Source organism: Pseudomonas sp. GW821-FHT09C09 (assembly GCF_059418105.1).
The window spans coordinates 487,468-503,538 of the sequence record NZ_JBWKPF010000004.1 but is presented as its reverse complement, the minus strand read 5'-3'; the positions used below and the strand labels follow the sequence as shown (position 1 = coordinate 503,538).

The window sequence follows — 16,071 nt, the reverse complement described above, 5'->3', positions numbered from 1 at the left end:
TAACCGGCGTTCTGTCATTCGGGGGCGACACGGTCTGTAGGCTCAAGCCCCGGTTTTCTGGCAGTGAAGGAAAAATCTGCTAACAATGCACACGGTGCGTATAACGGCAGCTACGCCATAATGCGCGCCGAGCTAAAAGGAGCATCCAATGAGCAGCACTGCACAAACTGCTGAAGGCGAAAAAATTCTTATTGTTGACGACGATCCGGGGCTGAGCAGCCTGCTGGAACGCTTCTTCGTCAGCAAGGGCTACCGTGCCCGCGCCGTACCGAACACCGAGCAGATGGATCGTCTGCTGTCCCGTGAAGTGTTCAACCTGGTCGTTCTCGACCTGATGCTGCCGGGCGAAGACGGCCTGACCGCTTGCCGTCGCCTGCGTGGCGCGAACAATCAGATCCCGATCATCATGCTCACCGCCAAGGGCGACGAACTGAGCCGTATCAAGGGCCTGGAACTGGGCGCCGACGATTACCTGGCCAAGCCGTTCAACCCGGACGAACTGATGGCCCGCGTCAAAGCCGTACTGCGCCGTCAGGCCGCACCGGTGCCGGGCGCGCCGGGCAGTGAAGAAGAGAACGTCACGTTCGGCGACTACGTGCTGTCCCTGGCCACCCGCGAACTCAAGCGCGGCGACGAAGTGCACATGCTCACCACCGGTGAGTTTGCGGTACTCAAGGCTCTGGTGATGAACGCCCGTCAGCCGCTGACCCGCGACAAGCTGATGAACCTGGCCCGTGGCCGGGAGTGGGATGCTCTGGAGCGTTCCATCGACGTGCAGATTTCCCGTCTGCGCCGGATGATCGAACCCGATCCGTCCAAACCGCGCTACATCCAGACTGTCTGGGGCGTGGGTTATGTGTTCGTGCCGGATGGCAACTCCACCAAGTGACGGGTGATTTGTAGGAGCGGGTCTGCGGGAAACGGTCGAAAGTGCCGGCTCCGCAGACTCGTTATCCGCAATATGCGAGCATTGCTCGCTCCTGCAAGTGCGTAGCGGTTATCCATGAAAACCCCTGTCTGGTTCCCCCAAAGTTTCTTCTCCCGCACCCTGTGGCTGGTGCTCATCGTCGTATTGTTTTCCAAGGCACTGACTCTGGTTTATCTGCTGATGAACGAGGACGTGCTGGTGGATCGCCAATACAGCCACGGCGTCGCCCTGACGCTGCGCGCCTATTGGGCCGCCGATGAAGAAAACCGCGCGAAGATCGCCGATGCCGCGACCCTGATCCGGGTGGTCGGTGCAGGCGTGCCGGAAGGCGAGCAGCACTGGCCGTACAGCGAAATCTACCAGCGGCAGATGCAGGCGGAACTGGGGGCGGACACCGAGGTTCGACTGCGCATGCATTCGCCGCCGGCGTTGTGGGTGCGCGCGCCGAGCCTGGGTGATGGCTGGCTGAAAGTGCCGTTGTACCCGCATCCGTTGCGCGGCCAGAAAATCTGGAACGTGCTCGGCTGGTTCCTCGCCATCGGTCTGCTCTCGACCGCGTCGGCCTGGATTTTTGTCAGCCAGCTCAACCAGCCATTGAAGCGACTGGTGTATGCCGCGCGGCAACTCGGTCAGGGCCGCAGCGTGCGCCTGCCGATCAGCGATACACCCAGCGAAATGACCGAGGTTTATCGCGCCTTCAACCAGATGGCCGAGGACGTCGAACAGGCTGGACGTGAGCGTGAACTGATGCTCGCCGGGGTTTCCCACGACTTGCGGACACCGCTGACCCGATTGCGGCTGTCGTTGGAACTGATGGGCGACCGCACCGACCTGACCGACGACATGGTGCGCGACATTGAAGATATGGATGCGATTCTCGACCAGTTCCTCGCGTTCATTCGCGATGGTCGGGACGAGTCGGTGGAAGAAGTGGACCTGAGCGATCTGGTGCGCGAAGTCGCGGCGCCGTACAACCAGAGTGAAGAGAAAGTGCGCTTGCGTCTGGAGCCGATCCAGCCGTTCCCGCTGCGTCGGGTGTCGATGAAGCGTCTGCTGAACAACCTGATCGGCAACGCGTTGAATCATGCCGGCGGTAGCGTGGATGTCGCAGCCTATGTGTCCGGCGACACCAGTGCGCCGTATGTGGTGCTGAGCGTGATGGACCGTGGGGCGGGGATTGATCCATCGGAGCTTGAAGCGATCTTTAACCCGTTCACTCGTGGCGATCGGGCGCGGGGCGGGAAGGGCACCGGACTGGGGCTGGCGATCGTGAAACGGATTGCTTCGATGCACGGTGGCAATGTCGAGCTGCGCAACCGCTCCGGTGGCGGGTTGGAGGCGCGAGTGCGGTTGCCGCTGGGATTGATGTTGCCGCGGGACGCGGTTTAAGTTTCAGGCGGCCTGGCGGCCGCCTGATTCCAGGTTCAACCCTTGCCTTTGGTGCGAGTCATGTTCGGCCCGCCATTCTTCTCGAGATGCTCGATAATGATCCCCGCCACGTTCTTGCCGGTGGTGGTCTCGATCCCTTCCAGGCCCGGCGACGAGTTCACCTCCATCACCAGCGGCCCGTGATTCGAACGCAGGATATCCACACCCGCCACCGCCAGGCCCATGACCTTGGCTGCGCGCAATGCGGTCATGCGTTCTTCCGGGGTGATCTTGATCAGGCTGGCACTGCCGCCCCGGTGCAGGTTGGAGCGGAATTCCCCGGGCTTTGCCTGACGCTTCATCGCCGCGATCACCTTGTCGCCGACCACGAAGCAGCGAATGTCGGCGCCGCCCGCTTCCTTGATGTATTCCTGCACCATGATGTTCTGTTTCAGGCCCATGAAGGCCTCGATCACCGACTCCGCTGCCGTTGCGGTTTCGCACAGCACCACGCCGATGCCCTGGGTGCCTTCCAGTACCTTGATCACCAATGGCGCGCCGTTGACCATGTCGATCAGGTCGGGAATGTCGTCCGGCGAGTGGGCAAACCCGGTCACCGGCAGGCCGATGCCCCGACGTGACAGCAATTGCAGCGAACGCAGCTTGTCCCGGGAACGGGCGATCGCCACCGATTCGTTGAGCGGAAACACCCCCATCATTTCGAACTGGCGCAGCACCGCGCAGCCATAGAACGTCACCGACGCGCCGATCCGCGGGATCACCGCATCGAAACCTTCCAGAGGTTTGCCGCGATAGTGGATCTGCGGCTTGTGGCTGGCGATGTTCATGTAGGCGCGCAAGGTATCGATCACTACCATTTCATGCCCGCGTTCGGTTCCGGCTTCGACCAGACGGCGGGTGGAATACAGACGCGGATTCCGCGACAGCACAGCGATCTTCATGCAACACCTGTGGAGGAGGTAGATACCGGGAACACCGGCTTGTCTTGTACATACTTGATACCCGGATTGACCACCAGCTGGCCATCGATCAGGGCTTTGGAACCGAGCAACAGGCGATAGCGCATGGACTTGCGGCAGGCGAGGGTGAACTCGACCGGCCAGACCCGATCACCGAGGGCCAGGGTGGTGCTGATCACATAGCGCACCTGGGCCTGGCCGTTGGAACTCTTGATGGTCTTGCGGGTGACCAGCGGCGCTTCACAACGCCGGTGGCGCAACTGCACCACCGTGCCCAGGTGCGCGGTGAAACGCACCCACTTCTCGCCGTCCCGTTCGAACGGCTCGATGTCGGTGGCGTGCAGGCTGGAGGTGCTGGCGCCGGTGTCGATTTTCGCCCGAAGGCCCGCGACTCCCAGATCCGGGAGCGCCACCCACTCGCGCAGACCGACAACGGTCAAATGGTCAAATGTCTTCAAAAAAATGCTCAACCGGTGAAAACCGATCAGCCCGCAGGGGGCCGGATTTGCGGTATTCACGCAGAATAGTGGTTAAAAGGCGACAGATATCTACGGCCCGGATTCGCGCCATCTCAAGCACGCCCCGGAATGTGCGCATTGTAATCCGGGACAGCACAATTCATGGCACGACAGAAACGGTAGTACAGTTCATCAATATTTCAGAATGAGGAAATTCCATGGCACAAAAAAGCGAAGAGGACGACAAGGTCCGTCTCGATAAATGGTTGTGGGCCGCACGTTTTTATAAAACACGGGCCTTGGCCAAGGCTGCGATCGAGAGCGGCAAGGTGCATTGTCGGGGTGAGCGCTGCAAGCCTGGCAAAGAGCCACGCATCGGCGACGAATTCGAGATTCGCACCGGCTTCGATGAAAAGACCGTTGTGGTCCAGGCCCTGTCGATCGTGCGTCGTGGCGCACCGGAAGCACAGACGCTGTATGCGGAAACCGAAGCCAGTATCGCCAAGCGCGAGGCGGCTGCGGCGATGCGCAAGGCCGGCGCCTTGGGCGTGACCACCGATGGCAAACCGAGCAAGAAGCAGCGCCGGGATCTGTTTAAATTTCGTGGGAACAGTGGCGGAGAATAAAAATCGCAGCCTGTCGGTCCTGACTCAGGACTCGTCAAAGGCTGCGATTTTTTTCAGCGGTCGCCGATTATCGTGCGGACACGACGGTCATCCGCGAAACCACCGGCAATTTGCCCAGAAGCCCGAAGATCGGCGCCGTGACCTTCAGCCAGAAGTTCGCCGCGTGATAGGCAAACGGTGTGTAGTAACCCCAGCCCAACGCCCACACCGCTAGCAGCAGTCCACCGATGTAGTCGTCCTGGCCCCAGTGCGCGCCGGCCACCAGCCGCGGCAACATGAACAGCAGCGCCAGGCCCCAGACCGTCAGGAACTGGCCGGCTGAGCGACTGAAAACACCCATGAACAACGCCCAGATCAGCAGCACCGAAGCGTGGTCACCGGGAAAGCTCTGGCTCGAGCGATCCTTCAGCTCAAAGGTTTTCTCCAGATGCGGAAAATAGTCGCTCATATGGACGGCGCCTTCGAGCACCATGGAAGGGCTGTTGTGCTGCCAGCCCATGTGGTCGGCGAATTTGGAAAACAGCGCGCGGATCACCACCATCAGCAGCAGGATCGAGAAAAATCCGAAGAACGCGCGACGTACGTCAATCGCCTTGAAGACCCAGTCGCCCTTGATCAGCAGCGTCAGCAGAATCAGTCCGACGACAACGTCGAACGGGCGCAGACTTGCAATTGCCCAGATGTGGAGCCATATGGGGTTGCTGGCCAGCGGAGTATTGAGTGAGCGGAACAGCCACTCGTCGAAAACCACACACAGCATCTGGCCTGTAGGCCATAACCAGAAAGCCAGTAGTGCCAATGGCACCGCATTGCACAGAACCAGCCGGCCGAGGTTCCACCTTGATTGGAACAAACCCGGATTGTTCATAAAATGCCTCCCGTGGCTGAACATAGGCATCAAAATGGATGCCAGAAGCGCGGGATTTTCATTCTTTGTAACCTTTTTGTCATTAAAATCAGATACCTAGACCTATGACCGATTTCCTCGATACCGATTACACCCAACGCTTCATCTTCGATGACAGCGACACGCGCGGCGAACTGGTGTCGCTGGAACGCAGCTACGCCGAAGTGCTCGCCAAGCACCCGTACCCGGAGCCGGTTGCGCAATTGCTGGGCGAGTTCATGGCTGCTGCATCGTTGCTGGTGGGCACCCTGAAATTCGATGGCTTGCTGATTCTTCAGGCGCGCTCCGAAGGCCCGATTCCGCTGCTGATGATCGAGTGCTCCAGCGAGCGTGAAATCCGTGGCCTGGCCCGTTACGAGGCGGACTTGATCGCTCCTGACGCGACCCTCTCCGACCTGATGCCCAACGGTGTTCTGGCCCTGACGATCGACCCGACCGTAGGCCAGCGCTATCAGGGCATCGTCGACCTCGACGGCGAAACCCTGTCCGACTGCTTCACCAACTACTTCGTCATGTCCCAGCAGGTAGGCACCCGCTTCAAGCTCTGCGCCGATGGCCGTCGCGCCCGTGGCCTGCTGCTGCAGCAACTGCCGGCCGATCGCCTGAAAGACGAAGAAGAACGCGCCGCCAGCTGGCAGCACATCACCGCGCTGGGCAATACCCTGACCGCTGATGAACTGTTGAGCCTGGACAACGAAACCGTTCTGCATCGCCTCTACCATGAAGAGCAGGTCCGTCTGTTCGATGTGCAGAAATTGCGTTTCCACTGCAGCTGCTCCCGTGAGCGTTCGGGCAATGCACTGGTCAGCCTGGGTCTGGAAGATGCGCAGCAATTGGTGGCCGAGCAGGGTGGCAGCGTCGAGATCGATTGCCAGTTCTGCAACCAGCGCTACCTGTTCGACGCGGCGGATATCGCTCAATTGTTCGCTGGTGCGGGTGTCGAGACGCCGTCAGATACCCGGCACTAAAACGGTTCAGCGCAGGTAAATTCACTGCTCAACGACGGAATAACGCCGTTACGACGGGAGGGCCCTACTCTTTTTGGGCTTTTCTGGCATAATCCGGCCCACTTTTTTCGCGGTAGTAGTGCACGACTTTCTACTACAAAACGTTTGGAGCACACTCGGCCACTGGCCGACGGGGAACCTCATGACGCAAGCCAATAACGCCGTGTACACCGATCTGAGTGTTGATGATCTGGTAAAAGAAGCCCTGAAACGCGGTGAAGGCGAGCTTGCCGATACCGGCGCTCTGGTTGTTCGCACCGGTCACCGCACCGGCCGTTCGCCAGTCGACCGTTTCATCGTTGAAGAGCCTTCCACCCAGGACGCGATTGCCTGGGGCCCGATCAACCGCAAGTTCCCGGCCGACAAGTTCGACGCGCTGTGGGCTCGTGTCGAGGCGTTCAACAACGCGCAAGAGCATTTCGTTTCCCACGTGCATGTAGGCGCGGCCGAAGATCACTACCTGGCCGTGAAGATGACCACCCAGACTGCCTGGCAGAATCTGTTCGGTCGTTGCCTGTTCATCAACCCGGCCCAGTACAACCCGGCCGGTCGTGAAGAGTGGCAAGTGCTGAACGTGGCCAACTTCGAGTGCGTGCCTGAGCGTGACGGCACCAACTCCGACGGTTGCGTGATCCTCAACTTTGCACAGAAAAAAGTGCTGATCGCCGGCATGCGTTACGCCGGTGAAATGAAGAAAGCCATGTTCTCGGTGCAGAACTTCCTGCTGCCGGCTTCCGACGTATTGCCAATGCACTGCGCTGCCAACATCGGCGAAGAGGGCGACGTGACCCTGTTCTTCGGTCTGTCCGGCACTGGCAAGACCACCCTGTCCGCCGACGAAAGCCGTTACCTGATCGGTGACGACGAACACGGCTGGGGCGAAGGCGTTGTCTTCAACATCGAAGGCGGCTGCTACGCCAAGTGCATCGACTTGTCCGAGAAGAACGAGCCGGTCATCTGGAAAGCCATCAAGCACGGCGCTGTGCTGGAAAACGTCGTGATCGACGATGCCAAGCACGCCGACTACGCCGATGTCAGCCTGACCCAGAACAGCCGCGCAGCCTACCCGCTGGAGCACGTTGCCAAGCGTTCCGAGAAGAACCTGGGCGGCGAGCCAAACGCTGTGATCTTCCTGACCTGCGACCTGACCGGCGTACTGCCGCCAGTGTCGATCCTGAACAACGAGCAGGCGGCCTACCACTTCCTGTCCGGCTACACCGCACTGGTGGGCTCGACTGAAATGGGTTCGGGCAGCGGCATCAAGTCGACCTTCTCCACCTGCTTCGGCGCACCGTTCTTCCCGCGTCCGGCTGGCGAATACGCTGAGCTGCTGATCAAGCGCATCAAGGGCTTCGGCTCCAAGGTCTACCTGGTCAACACCGGCTGGACCGGCGGTGGCTACGGCGTCGGCAAACGCTTCAACATCCCGACCACCCGTGCCGTGATCGCAGCGATCCAGAGCGGTGCCCTGGTCGGTGCCGAAACCGAACACCTGGACACCATCAACCTGGACGTGCCACTGGCCGTACCGGGCGTCGAAACCAACCTGCTCAACCCACGCAACACCTGGGCTGACAAGGCTGCGTACGACGAAGCTGCCAAAGCACTGGCCGGTCTGTTCATCGAGAACTTCAAGAAGTTCGACGTGAGCGACGCGATCAAGGCTGCCGGGCCTAAGTTGTAAGACTTAGTTCTGGTGAATGAAAAAGCCGCCTCTTGAGGGCGGCTTTTTTGTGGGTGATGGGTTGGATGTCATCATCAGACCAACTGCCATTATTCCCGCAAAGTTCGCGTTAAACAGCCAGAATAATGCCACTTAAGAAGCCGTGAGTTCTAAACGCCGCTCTTTTTCTCTTCAGCCTTCATAGCCATTGCCGCCTGGTATGCAGTACTCGCAGCATCTCCACAGCATCAACTTTGATTGTGTAGATGATGTAGTAGTTTGGGGTGACAACTATTTCGCGGGTGTCTTGCGCGATCCCTCTTTTGTATAAAGCTGGGTGCTGGCGGACGCTTTCTCCCTTCGATTCGAAAAGCTCATCGAGCCTAATCGCTGCAACGGGATTTTCCTGTCCGATACGCTCCATGATGTTGTCTCGGTCATCCAGCGCCTCTTGGCGCCAGACCAACCTCATCAACGTACTCGCTGACGCAGGGCATCACGCTTGGCGGCAAATATCCTGCGAGCGTCTTCATCGCTGACGCTGGGTCTTGGGTCATCAATGCTGATTTGTACCTGTTGCTTGACCCATTCTTCATACGCAGCGGCTTCATGAGCTTGTTTCATCGCTTCGGCGCGATCAGGGCGGGCATAGGTTTTTATTTGAAGAGGGTCATAACTGGAGGCGTCCACATCGAAGTGATTGATACCCACTCCTTGTAGGTAGGTCACCAGTGTTTCGAACCGCTTGAACAGCCGCACCTGGCCACTGCGTTGTGCTGCCAGTGAATACTCTTTGCTTCCTTGCTGAACTTGAATCGACCAGCCACCGGGCTTGGCAACGATATGTGCGCTACTGATCGAACCGTTCTCAAACAGTCGGGTGAGAGTGCTGTGATCAATGGTTTCAGTGGTCATGAAGGCAAGCCCTTGGTTGAACAATGGCTCCCATCGTACGCAATCAATAATAGTTTGCAAAATTCAGGTCCTTAAAGTTTTGCGCCGGAAATGCCAGCGTCAGTGTTCTGGATAGAGGCAGGCAGTTCTAGCCATGAACACGCCTGCCCGAAGTTCGTCAGGCCGGGGCTTTCCAGCTGAGCATTCGCTGCTGGGCGACTTGCAGCAGGTCACAGCCGTCTTTGGTCAGCAGGTAGAGGGCGTGGGTGATGTGCGGGATGTCTTCGACGTCGGCGTGTTTGAAGCAGAGGCAGTAGAGGGTTTGCAGCAGGTCGCTGGAAGCACGCAGGCGCTGGACGGCGCATTCGAGGATGTCTTGCGGATTGGCATCGGTGTCGATGACCAGGGGCTTGGTGTCGGTGAGGTTGGAGTCGAGTGGGTGGTAGCGATCGGAGTGGAGCTCGTTCCATGATTTCATTTTTTCTATCTCTGTAGGCATCGATGAACCGCTGCTACCGTGACCAAGCGGTGGAGGCGGACTGTGTTCAAGTTGGTCAAACCGGCAGAGATAACCCGGTACGCCGAAGCGTCCCAAACACAGCCCGCCATATAGCGTGCCGACAGAAAGAGGTCGGCAGCATACAAGGGCATGCATCAGTTATCTCTGTTTTTCAGGTGACCAAACCTGAATCGCTGATTGGGCAGCGACAGTCACAACTATAGGTTTCGACCTACCGGCGCCGATAGAAGACAAGGCGCCGCTGCGTGTAGGAACGGGATGCAGATTCGAGCAGGCCGTTCCTACAGATCAATTACGGTTTTCAACGAATCGCCCGATACCCCTCAACATCCAGCACACTCGTCGTCAGCCCGGTCGCCGGGCTGTAGATCGTGCCTTTCACCGTCGAGAACGGGACGCCTTTGCTGCCCAGCGACACGTAGCGTTCACCTTGATCCAGTTCGGTGAACCAGGTGTAGGAGCACTTCTCCATGGCCTTGTATTTCGCTGCCGCGTTGACGATGGCGGCGGTGTGGGTTCGAAGGTCGGCATCAGTAAGGTTGAGGTTCTTGTCGAGCACGGTGCCCCAGCGTTTCAGGCACACCTCGGCAAAGTGACGGACGATCAGGCCAGGTTCGGCCACAACCTTCGGACCACTGACGCCATCGGCCAAAGAATTGCCGACCAGCGTGGCGTGACGGCCGGGCATGGGGAAAATGCTGGTTTTAGTGCCGGTCGCGGTTTGCGGGTGGAAACCAGTTCGCCATCCCAATAGTTTTCGTGGGTGTTATCAAACTTTGTGGAACCTGTACCGCAAAAGAAAATAGTCAGCGTAGTCATGTTGTTGCTCTTGGTTGATGAAAGAGCAAACAGGCTGGTTCTGAATTTTGCAGTAGTGGTAGTGAAGGGTTGTTGCGAACTTTGTAAGTTTGGCGGGTGGCGTCAATTGTTTATTCGTTGCCTGGCAACTTCCAGCAAGTCGCAGCCGTCCTGGGTCAATAAATAAAGCGCATTGACGATGTTGGGGATGTCTTTCACATCGGCCTGTTTGAAACACAGGCAGTAAAGAGTTTCCAGCAGGTTGTTGGCTGCACGCAGCCGCTGATCGGCGGCATCGAGGAGATCGCGGTGGCCCGCCTCGGTATCAATGACCAGCACGGGCGTTTCGCTATAGCTGGTTGTGAGTGAGCGGTATCGGGTGTTGAGCGGTTTGAACATGTTCATGATCGGGTGAGTTCCTTACGACGTCGCCATGGCGGGCCGATACAGTGTTTTCAGTCGCGCCGGCCACTATAGAAGGACGCCTTCGAGCGGAACAAGACAGCCACGATGGACAGAATTCGTAGGGGTTTTTCCTGGGTTCGGGCATTTGCCCTACGCGTTTTCCAAGCTTTTTCACAGCCAAACCCTGATCAGCGAAATTTCCCACGTGTTTGTCGGGCGATTCCCGATAAACCTCTGTATGGTGCGCGCCAGAATCCGTAGGGCGTTTCCAGACGTCCGACACACGCTTAAAGGGAATTAGGTATGCAGTGGCTACGAATGGCCTCGATCATTTTGCTGTGGGTCAGTGGTTGTCGCGTGGCAGTGGCCTCCGATACGGCCAACGGGTTGGCGCTTGCCAATCTGGAACGCAGTGGCTGGCCCGAAGCGCTCACCACTCAGGCCAGCATCGACACAGCCTCCCGCGCGGAAGTGCTGATCTTCGGCAAGGCCCTGTTGGCCAGCGAAGCGCTGGACGAAACGGGACTCAAGCAACGACTGGGCGTGCAGCAGATGCAGCTCAAGTCGATCCGGCAAGTGCGCGACGGTCTGTGGGATCGCTTGCTCAACACCTATCGCAACGCCAGTCAGAATTGCGACGAACAAGCGTTTTGCCCGCGGGTGCGCAGCGTCGCCGATCTGCGCCAGCTGGCGGCGGCATTCACCGGTGATATCAGCCCGGCCCATGCACAATGGGCAAGCAAGAGCCTGGACGTGCATGAGCGGGTACTGGATGAGCAACTGCGGGTGGCCGTGTTGCGGCCATAAAGTTGCTTTCGCGGGTGTCAGGCCGAAAGGGTTTCACCGGTTGTCGCGGCGCAAGCCCAAGGCGGGGGAAAGTTGTCGGGAGAGGGCGTACATCCACTCAGTAACAGGGATGCAAAGATCAGGGCCAAGGGCAGTTTCAAACGGTTCGACATGTTCACTCCTTGATAAAAATCCATGGGCATCGGCCGTCCTGGCTCGACGCGTGACGGACATTACCTTCAGGTCGATTCACACGGCGATGAACAAAGTGTTTCATTTGTTTGATCCCGTGGCGGTGCCCCCAACGCTGTATCATCCCGTATCGATTTGCCCCCCGACCTTTTCTCGATTCGCTGCGATCGCCCGCTAGGCTGTTGGCATCACAGCGGTCAACGGAGTGACAGCGAATGCACAACACCCTGGAACAGGTTTTCGGTTATCCACAATTTCGACCCGGTCAGGAAGCGGCAATCAGCGCTGTGCTGGCCGGACGCTCGGCGGCGGCGATCTTTCCTACGGGCTCCGGCAAATCCCTTTGCTACCAAGTGCCGGCTCTCTTGCTGCCACATCTGACGCTGGTGGTCTCGCCGTTGCTGGCGCTGATGCAGGATCAGCTCGAGTTTTTGCGGCGACATGGCATTTCGGCAGGCAGTATCGATTCGGCGCAGAGCCGTGAAGATGCCAATGATGTGATGGCCCGCGCCCGATCAGGTGAACTGAAGATCCTGATGATTTCCGTGGAGCGCTTGAAGAACGAGCGCTTTCGCAACTTTTTGCAGCAGGTGCCGATCTCGCTGCTGGTGGTGGATGAGGCGCACTGTATCTCCGAGTGGGGCCACAATTTCCGGCCCGATTACCTCAAGTTGCCGGACTACCAGCGCCAGTTCAACATCCCGCAGACCTTGCTGCTGACTGCCACGGCAACACCGAAAGTCATCGCCGACATGCAGGCGAAATTCGCCATCGCTGCCGAGGATGTGGTGACCACCGGTTTCTATCGGCCCAATCTCAATCTGCTGGTGGAGCCGGTGCGCGGTGAGGACAAGCGGCGACGGCTGGTGCAGTGGATGGCCGAGCGGGTGGGTCAACCGAGCATCGTCTACGTCACCCTGCAGAAAACCGCCGAGTACATCGCCGAGCATTTGGGGCGCAATGGCATTCAGGCCGAGGCTTACCACGCCGGGCTGCCCCACGAACAACGGGAAGCGATTCAGAAACGCTTCATGGGTGGGCAGTCCAATTGCATCGTGGCGACCATCGCGTTCGGCATGGGCATCGACAAGAGCGACATCCGCAACGTGGTGCATTTCGACCTGCCCAAATCCATCGAAAACTACAGCCAGGAAATCGGCCGTGCCGGGCGTGACGGGCAACCGTCCGACTGCCTGGTGCTGGCCAACCGCGACAGCCTCAATGTGCTGGAAAACTTCGTCTACGGCGACACGCCGGAGCGTGATGGCATTCGCCATGTGCTGGACGAGTTGCAGGCCGCTGCGCCTGAAGGTCAGTGGGAGTTTTTGCTCGGGCCGTTGGCGGATCAGAGCAATATCCGTGCGCTGCCGTTGAAGACGTTGCTGGTGCAACTGGAGCTGCGAGGTCTGATTGCCCCGCGCTACGCGTATTACGCCGAATACCGCTTCAAATACCTGCTGGAACCCGAGGCGCTGCTTGAGCGTTTCGAGGGTGAGCGCAGGGATTTCGTCGCGGCGATCATCCAGACCTCGAGCCGCGCACGGACCTGGGCCACGGTGAATTTCGAGGCGATGTACACGCAACATTCCGCTGAGCGCAACCGCGTGGTGAAGGCGCTGGATTACTTCCAGGAGAAGGGCTGGGTCGAGCTGGAAAGCAAACAGATGACCGAGGTCTACAACGTGCTGCACAGCAGCTTCGACAGCCAGATTTTGAGTGGCGAGCTGCATGATTACTTCTCCCGCCACGAACAGACCGAAGTGGCGCGGATTCACGCGATGCTCGAATTGTTCGCCACCGAGCGCTGCCTGGGCTATCGACTGGCGGAGTACTTCGGTGATCACAACGCCCCCGAGCAGTGCGGGCATTGCTCGGTGTGTCACGGGCAGATTGCCCGGCTGCCGGCGCCTCCGGAATTGCCGGCGCTTGTGGATAAAAGTTTCCCGGCGTTGTGCGGCGACTTTATCCACAGGCACGAGCAGCAGACCGGCAGTGCGCCTTCGGCGGAGCGGCTGACGCGGTTTCTGTGCGGGATCAGCGTGCCGCTGTTCACCAGGCTCAAGGCGCGGACGATTGCCGGGTATGCGGCACTGGAGGAGTATCCCTACGCGGATGTGCGGGCCTGGGTTCAGGCGCATCTCTGAAGCGGCGAATCCATCTGCTGAATGTCGATCATCACGGCAATAAACTTCAAAAATGCCCGGTGGCTGACTATGGTGAAGGCTGTCTTTGGATCTCCAACAAGAGAACAACATGAGCCAGACATCCTTCGAAATCCGCCAGGCCGCCGTGATCGGCGCCGGCACCATGGGCCGCGGCATTGTCATGTGCCTGGCCAACGCCGGCGTGTCAGTGCAATGGGTCGACAACAATCCGCAGATGCTCGAGCAGGCGCTGAAGGCGGTGGCCGATACCTATGCGCATAACGTGCGTCAGGGGCGGATCGATCAGGCCGAGGCCGATGCGCGAGTCGCCCGGGTCAGCGCGGCGGCGGACTATGTGGCGATTCGCAATGTCGATCTGGTGATTGAAGCGGTGTACGAGAATCTCGAGCTCAAGCAGAAGATCTTCCGTGAGCTCGATGGCTTGCTGAAGCCGGAGGCGCTGCTGGCGAGCAATACCTCGGCGCTGGACATCGATGCAATTGCCGCCGCGACACGACGCCCGGCTCAAGTGCTGGGCCTGCATTTCTTCAGCCCGGCGCACATCATGAAATTGCTGGAAATCGTCCGTGGCGCGCGAACCTCGCCAGCCGTGCTGGAAGCGGCACTTGAGCTGGGCAAACGCATGGGCAAGGTCAGTGTGGTGTCGGGTAACTGCCACGGATTCATCGGCAACCGCATGCTTCATCCTTACGTGCTCGAGGCGCGCAAAATGCTGCTCGAAGGCGCCTGGCCACAGCAGATCGACGCGACGTTGCAAGGCTTCGGTTTTGCCATGGGGCCGTTTCGCATGTACGACGTGGTCGGCATCGATCTTGAGTGGCGTGCTCGTGAGCTGGCCGGCAAGGGTCAGGATGCACCAGAGGTTCAGGTGGATAACCGCTTGTGCGAGCTGGGGCGGTTCGGACAGAAGTCCGGTAACGGCTACTACCACTATGAGCCCGGCAGTCGTCAGGCCGAGCATGACCCCGAGGTGGATGCGCTGGTGTTGAGCGTCAGCGAAGGTCTGGGGTTTCATCGCCGTGACATCGGGACCGAGGAGATCCTTGAGCGTTGCCTTCTGGCGTTGGTCAACGAGGGCGCGAAAATTCTGCAGGAGGGGATTGCCGAGTCGGCCCATGACATCGATCAGGTCTACCTGAATGGCTACGGCTTTCCGGCAGAGAGGGGCGGGCCGATGGCCTGGGCGGATGATCAGGGGCTGGCAGACATTCACAAGCGGTTGCTGGCGCTGGAGACCCGGCAGGGTGAGCAATGGCGCCCGGCGCAATTGATTGGCGAGCTGGCAGCGCGAGGAAAGGGTTTTTACCTTTAGACTGGGCCGATCACTCAAGGAATCGACACTGATGTCCAACCCGATGCCGCAACGCGCCGATTACCCGCATTTCCAGCCGATCACCACGCGCTGGCATGACAACGATGCCTACGGTCACGTCAACAACGTCACCTACTACAGCTTTTTCGACACGGCCGTGAACACCTACCTGATTCAGGTCGGTGGCCTGGATATCCATGATGGCGAGGTGGTGGGGTTTGTGGTGAGTTCGTCTTGCGATTACTTCGCCTCGATTGCTTTCCCGGACTTGATCGAAGTCGGCTTGCGGGTCGGCAAACTGGGCAACAGTTCAGTGCAATACGAGCTGGCCGTGTTCAAGTCTGGCGAGCATGAAGCCTGCGCGGCGGGGCGTTTCGTGCATGTGTTCGTTGATCGTGCATCGAACCAGCCGGTGGCGATTCCTGCGAGTTTGCGCGGAGCGCTGGAACGGCTGGCGGTTTGACAGGCAAAAAAAATCGCAGCTCGGGGGAGCTGCGATCTGGCTGTACCGGCGATGAGGTCAAGCCTCAGTCGCGGTAGTAGCGGTGATGCTTGCGATGGCCGTAGGCGTGACCACGACCGCGGTGGTCGTCGCGGTAGTAGCGACCACGGTCACGGCCGCGATCGTAATTGCGGTCTTCGCGATTGCTCTCGTTGCCCATGTAGTTACCCAGCGCGCCACCGGCGCCGCCACCTGCTGCGGCGCCGATCAGGCTGCCGGTGGTGCCGCCCATGCTGCGGCCGACCACGTTACCGCCGGCTGCACCCAATGCACCGCCAATGGCGGCTTCGCCACGGCTGTGTTTGTTGGCGCCAACCGCGCTACCACCCGCGCCGCCCAGGGCCGCGCCAATGGTTGAACCTGTGCTGCCGCCCAAAGACTGACCGACGACCGAGCCAAGAACCCCGCCCAATGCGCCGCCCACACCTGCTTCGGTGGTGCCTCCGGCAGAAGCGAAGCCACTGACCAGGCCAAGGGACAACAAGAGAATCTGGGAGAACTTCATAGAGGAGCCTCAAAGGGATGACGGCGCGATCCTGAGGCTGTGTAACAAGGCTGAC

Annotated in this window: 17 protein-coding genes and 1 pseudogene; 9 read left to right on the top strand and 9 right to left on the bottom strand. The window is 59.3% G+C overall.

What is annotated here, in order from left to right:
- The first annotated feature begins 148 nt into the window (after positions 1 to 148).
- On the top strand, positions 149 to 889 hold the full coding sequence (ompR, locus tag AC07NR_RS15820; RefSeq protein WP_007952694.1) for an osmolarity response regulator transcription factor OmpR: 741 nt from the start codon (positions 149 to 151) through the stop codon (positions 887 to 889).
- A gap of 114 nt (positions 890 to 1,003) precedes the next feature.
- Positions 1,004 to 2,317, top strand: a complete 1,314-nt coding sequence (locus AC07NR_RS15815) for an ATP-binding protein (protein ID WP_085712711.1) — start codon at positions 1,004 to 1,006, stop codon at positions 2,315 to 2,317.
- 35 nt (positions 2,318 to 2,352) lie between these two features.
- On the opposite strand, the gene rimK is transcribed toward AC07NR_RS15815, so the two are convergent.
- Both rimK and rimB read right to left on the bottom strand, forming a co-directional pair.
- Positions 2,353 to 3,258, bottom strand: a complete 906-nt coding sequence (gene rimK, locus AC07NR_RS15810) for a 30S ribosomal protein S6--L-glutamate ligase (RefSeq protein WP_007949201.1) — start codon at positions 3,256 to 3,258, stop codon at positions 2,353 to 2,355.
- Positions 3,255 to 3,734 carry a retropepsin-like aspartic endopeptidase RimB gene (gene rimB / locus AC07NR_RS15805; protein ID WP_065257793.1) on the bottom strand — a complete coding sequence of 160 codons (480 nt, stop codon included), beginning with the start codon at positions 3,732 to 3,734 and terminating at the stop codon, positions 3,255 to 3,257. Before rimB ends, rimK begins: the two co-directional genes overlap by 4 nt.
- A 218-nt stretch (positions 3,735 to 3,952) precedes the next feature.
- On the opposite strand from rimB, the gene AC07NR_RS15800 reads away from it, so the two are divergent.
- Positions 3,953 to 4,360, top strand: a complete 408-nt coding sequence (locus tag AC07NR_RS15800; protein ID WP_119428614.1) for an RNA-binding S4 domain-containing protein — start codon at positions 3,953 to 3,955, stop codon at positions 4,358 to 4,360.
- 67 nt (positions 4,361 to 4,427) lie between these two features.
- Here AC07NR_RS15800 and AC07NR_RS15795 read toward each other — a convergent pair whose 3' ends face one another.
- Positions 4,428 to 5,228 (bottom strand): phosphatase PAP2 family protein, encoded by an 801-nt coding sequence (locus AC07NR_RS15795; RefSeq protein WP_085733330.1) that lies wholly within the window; start codon positions 5,226 to 5,228, stop codon positions 4,428 to 4,430.
- A gap of 104 nt (positions 5,229 to 5,332) precedes the next feature.
- Between AC07NR_RS15795 and hslO the strand changes: the two genes are divergently transcribed.
- Entirely contained in the window at positions 5,333 to 6,235 is a 903-nt protein-coding gene (hslO, locus tag AC07NR_RS15790; RefSeq protein ID WP_495078911.1) for an Hsp33 family molecular chaperone HslO, read from the top strand.
- Between the two features lie 181 nt (positions 6,236 to 6,416).
- Positions 6,417 to 7,958: a phosphoenolpyruvate carboxykinase gene (locus AC07NR_RS15785; protein ID WP_495078910.1), complete on the top strand. Its 1,542-nt coding sequence runs from the start codon at positions 6,417 to 6,419 to the stop codon at positions 7,956 to 7,958.
- Between the two features lie 178 nt (positions 7,959 to 8,136).
- Here AC07NR_RS15785 and AC07NR_RS15780 read toward each other — a convergent pair whose 3' ends face one another.
- The 5 genes and pseudogenes from AC07NR_RS15780 to AC07NR_RS15760 all read right to left on the bottom strand — a co-directional run bounded on the left by AC07NR_RS15780 (position 8,137) and on the right by AC07NR_RS15760 (position 10,554).
- Positions 8,137 to 8,409, bottom strand: a complete 273-nt coding sequence (locus AC07NR_RS15780) for a type II toxin-antitoxin system RelE/ParE family toxin (protein ID WP_114881019.1) — start codon at positions 8,407 to 8,409, stop codon at positions 8,137 to 8,139.
- Positions 8,409 to 8,852, bottom strand: a complete 444-nt coding sequence (locus AC07NR_RS15775; RefSeq protein WP_134825142.1) for a hypothetical protein — start codon at positions 8,850 to 8,852, stop codon at positions 8,409 to 8,411. The genes AC07NR_RS15780 and AC07NR_RS15775 overlap by 1 nt, the downstream gene beginning before the upstream one ends.
- Positions 8,853 to 9,009: 157 nt before the next feature.
- Complete coding sequence (locus AC07NR_RS15770; protein WP_495078909.1) at positions 9,010 to 9,309, bottom strand: hypothetical protein; 300 nt, start codon at positions 9,307 to 9,309, stop codon at positions 9,010 to 9,012.
- 343 nt (positions 9,310 to 9,652) lie between these two features.
- Positions 9,653 to 10,078, bottom strand: a pseudogene (locus AC07NR_RS15765) (hypothetical protein); the annotation flags it as partial.
- Between the two features lie 194 nt (positions 10,079 to 10,272).
- Complete coding sequence (locus AC07NR_RS15760; RefSeq protein WP_305833324.1) at positions 10,273 to 10,554, bottom strand: hypothetical protein; 282 nt, start codon at positions 10,552 to 10,554, stop codon at positions 10,273 to 10,275.
- 303 nt (positions 10,555 to 10,857) lie between these two features.
- Here AC07NR_RS15760 and AC07NR_RS15755 point away from each other — a divergent pair, with 303 nt between their 5' ends.
- The 4 genes from AC07NR_RS15755 (at position 10,858) to AC07NR_RS15740 (ending at position 15,472) form a co-directional block, all read left to right on the top strand.
- Positions 10,858 to 11,361, top strand: coding sequence for a polysaccharide deacetylase (locus AC07NR_RS15755; protein WP_495078908.1), 504 nt, complete (start codon positions 10,858 to 10,860; stop codon positions 11,359 to 11,361).
- 386 nt (positions 11,362 to 11,747) lie between these two features.
- Entirely contained in the window at positions 11,748 to 13,676 is a 1,929-nt protein-coding gene (locus tag AC07NR_RS15750) for a RecQ family ATP-dependent DNA helicase (protein ID WP_495078907.1), read from the top strand.
- A gap of 109 nt (positions 13,677 to 13,785) precedes the next feature.
- A complete protein-coding gene (locus AC07NR_RS15745; protein ID WP_248738656.1) occupies positions 13,786 to 15,009 on the top strand; it encodes a 3-hydroxyacyl-CoA dehydrogenase in 1,224 nt (407 codons plus the stop codon).
- Between the two features lie 31 nt (positions 15,010 to 15,040).
- Positions 15,041 to 15,472 (top strand): acyl-CoA thioesterase, encoded by a 432-nt coding sequence (locus AC07NR_RS15740; protein ID WP_423204683.1) that lies wholly within the window; start codon positions 15,041 to 15,043, stop codon positions 15,470 to 15,472.
- Positions 15,473 to 15,536: 64 nt separating this feature from the next.
- On the opposite strand, the gene AC07NR_RS15735 is transcribed toward AC07NR_RS15740, so the two are convergent.
- Complete coding sequence (locus tag AC07NR_RS15735; protein WP_248738654.1) at positions 15,537 to 16,016, bottom strand: glycine zipper domain-containing protein; 480 nt, start codon at positions 16,014 to 16,016, stop codon at positions 15,537 to 15,539.
- Positions 16,017 to 16,071: the final 55 nt, after the last annotated feature.

Excerpts from the sequence above, each read along its gene's own strand:
- ompR (WP_007952694.1), top strand. The coding sequence starts at position 149 with ATGAGCAGCACTGCACAAACTGCTGAAGGCGAAAAAATTCTTATTGTT.
- AC07NR_RS15815 (WP_085712711.1), top strand. The coding sequence starts at position 1,004 with ATGAAAACCCCTGTCTGGTTCCCCCAAAGTTTCTTCTCCCGCACCCTG.
- rimK (WP_007949201.1), bottom strand. The coding sequence starts at position 3,258 with ATGAAGATCGCTGTGCTGTCGCGGAATCCGCGTCTGTATTCCACCCGC.
- AC07NR_RS15800 (WP_119428614.1), top strand. The coding sequence starts at position 3,953 with ATGGCACAAAAAAGCGAAGAGGACGACAAGGTCCGTCTCGATAAATGG.
- AC07NR_RS15795 (WP_085733330.1), bottom strand. The coding sequence starts at position 5,228 with ATGAACAATCCGGGTTTGTTCCAATCAAGGTGGAACCTCGGCCGGCTG.
- hslO (WP_495078911.1), top strand. The coding sequence starts at position 5,333 with ATGACCGATTTCCTCGATACCGATTACACCCAACGCTTCATCTTCGAT.
- AC07NR_RS15785 (WP_495078910.1), top strand. The coding sequence starts at position 6,417 with ATGACGCAAGCCAATAACGCCGTGTACACCGATCTGAGTGTTGATGAT.
- AC07NR_RS15780 (WP_114881019.1), bottom strand. The coding sequence starts at position 8,409 with ATGAGGTTGGTCTGGCGCCAAGAGGCGCTGGATGACCGAGACAACATC.
- AC07NR_RS15775 (WP_134825142.1), bottom strand. The coding sequence starts at position 8,852 with ATGACCACTGAAACCATTGATCACAGCACTCTCACCCGACTGTTTGAG.
- AC07NR_RS15770 (WP_495078909.1), bottom strand. The coding sequence starts at position 9,309 with ATGAAATCATGGAACGAGCTCCACTCCGATCGCTACCACCCACTCGAC.
- AC07NR_RS15760 (WP_305833324.1), bottom strand. The coding sequence starts at position 10,554 with ATGAACATGTTCAAACCGCTCAACACCCGATACCGCTCACTCACAACC.
- AC07NR_RS15755 (WP_495078908.1), top strand. The coding sequence starts at position 10,858 with ATGCAGTGGCTACGAATGGCCTCGATCATTTTGCTGTGGGTCAGTGGT.
- AC07NR_RS15750 (WP_495078907.1), top strand. The coding sequence starts at position 11,748 with ATGCACAACACCCTGGAACAGGTTTTCGGTTATCCACAATTTCGACCC.
- AC07NR_RS15745 (WP_248738656.1), top strand. The coding sequence starts at position 13,786 with ATGAGCCAGACATCCTTCGAAATCCGCCAGGCCGCCGTGATCGGCGCC.
- AC07NR_RS15740 (WP_423204683.1), top strand. The coding sequence starts at position 15,041 with ATGTCCAACCCGATGCCGCAACGCGCCGATTACCCGCATTTCCAGCCG.
- AC07NR_RS15735 (WP_248738654.1), bottom strand. The coding sequence starts at position 16,016 with ATGAAGTTCTCCCAGATTCTCTTGTTGTCCCTTGGCCTGGTCAGTGGC.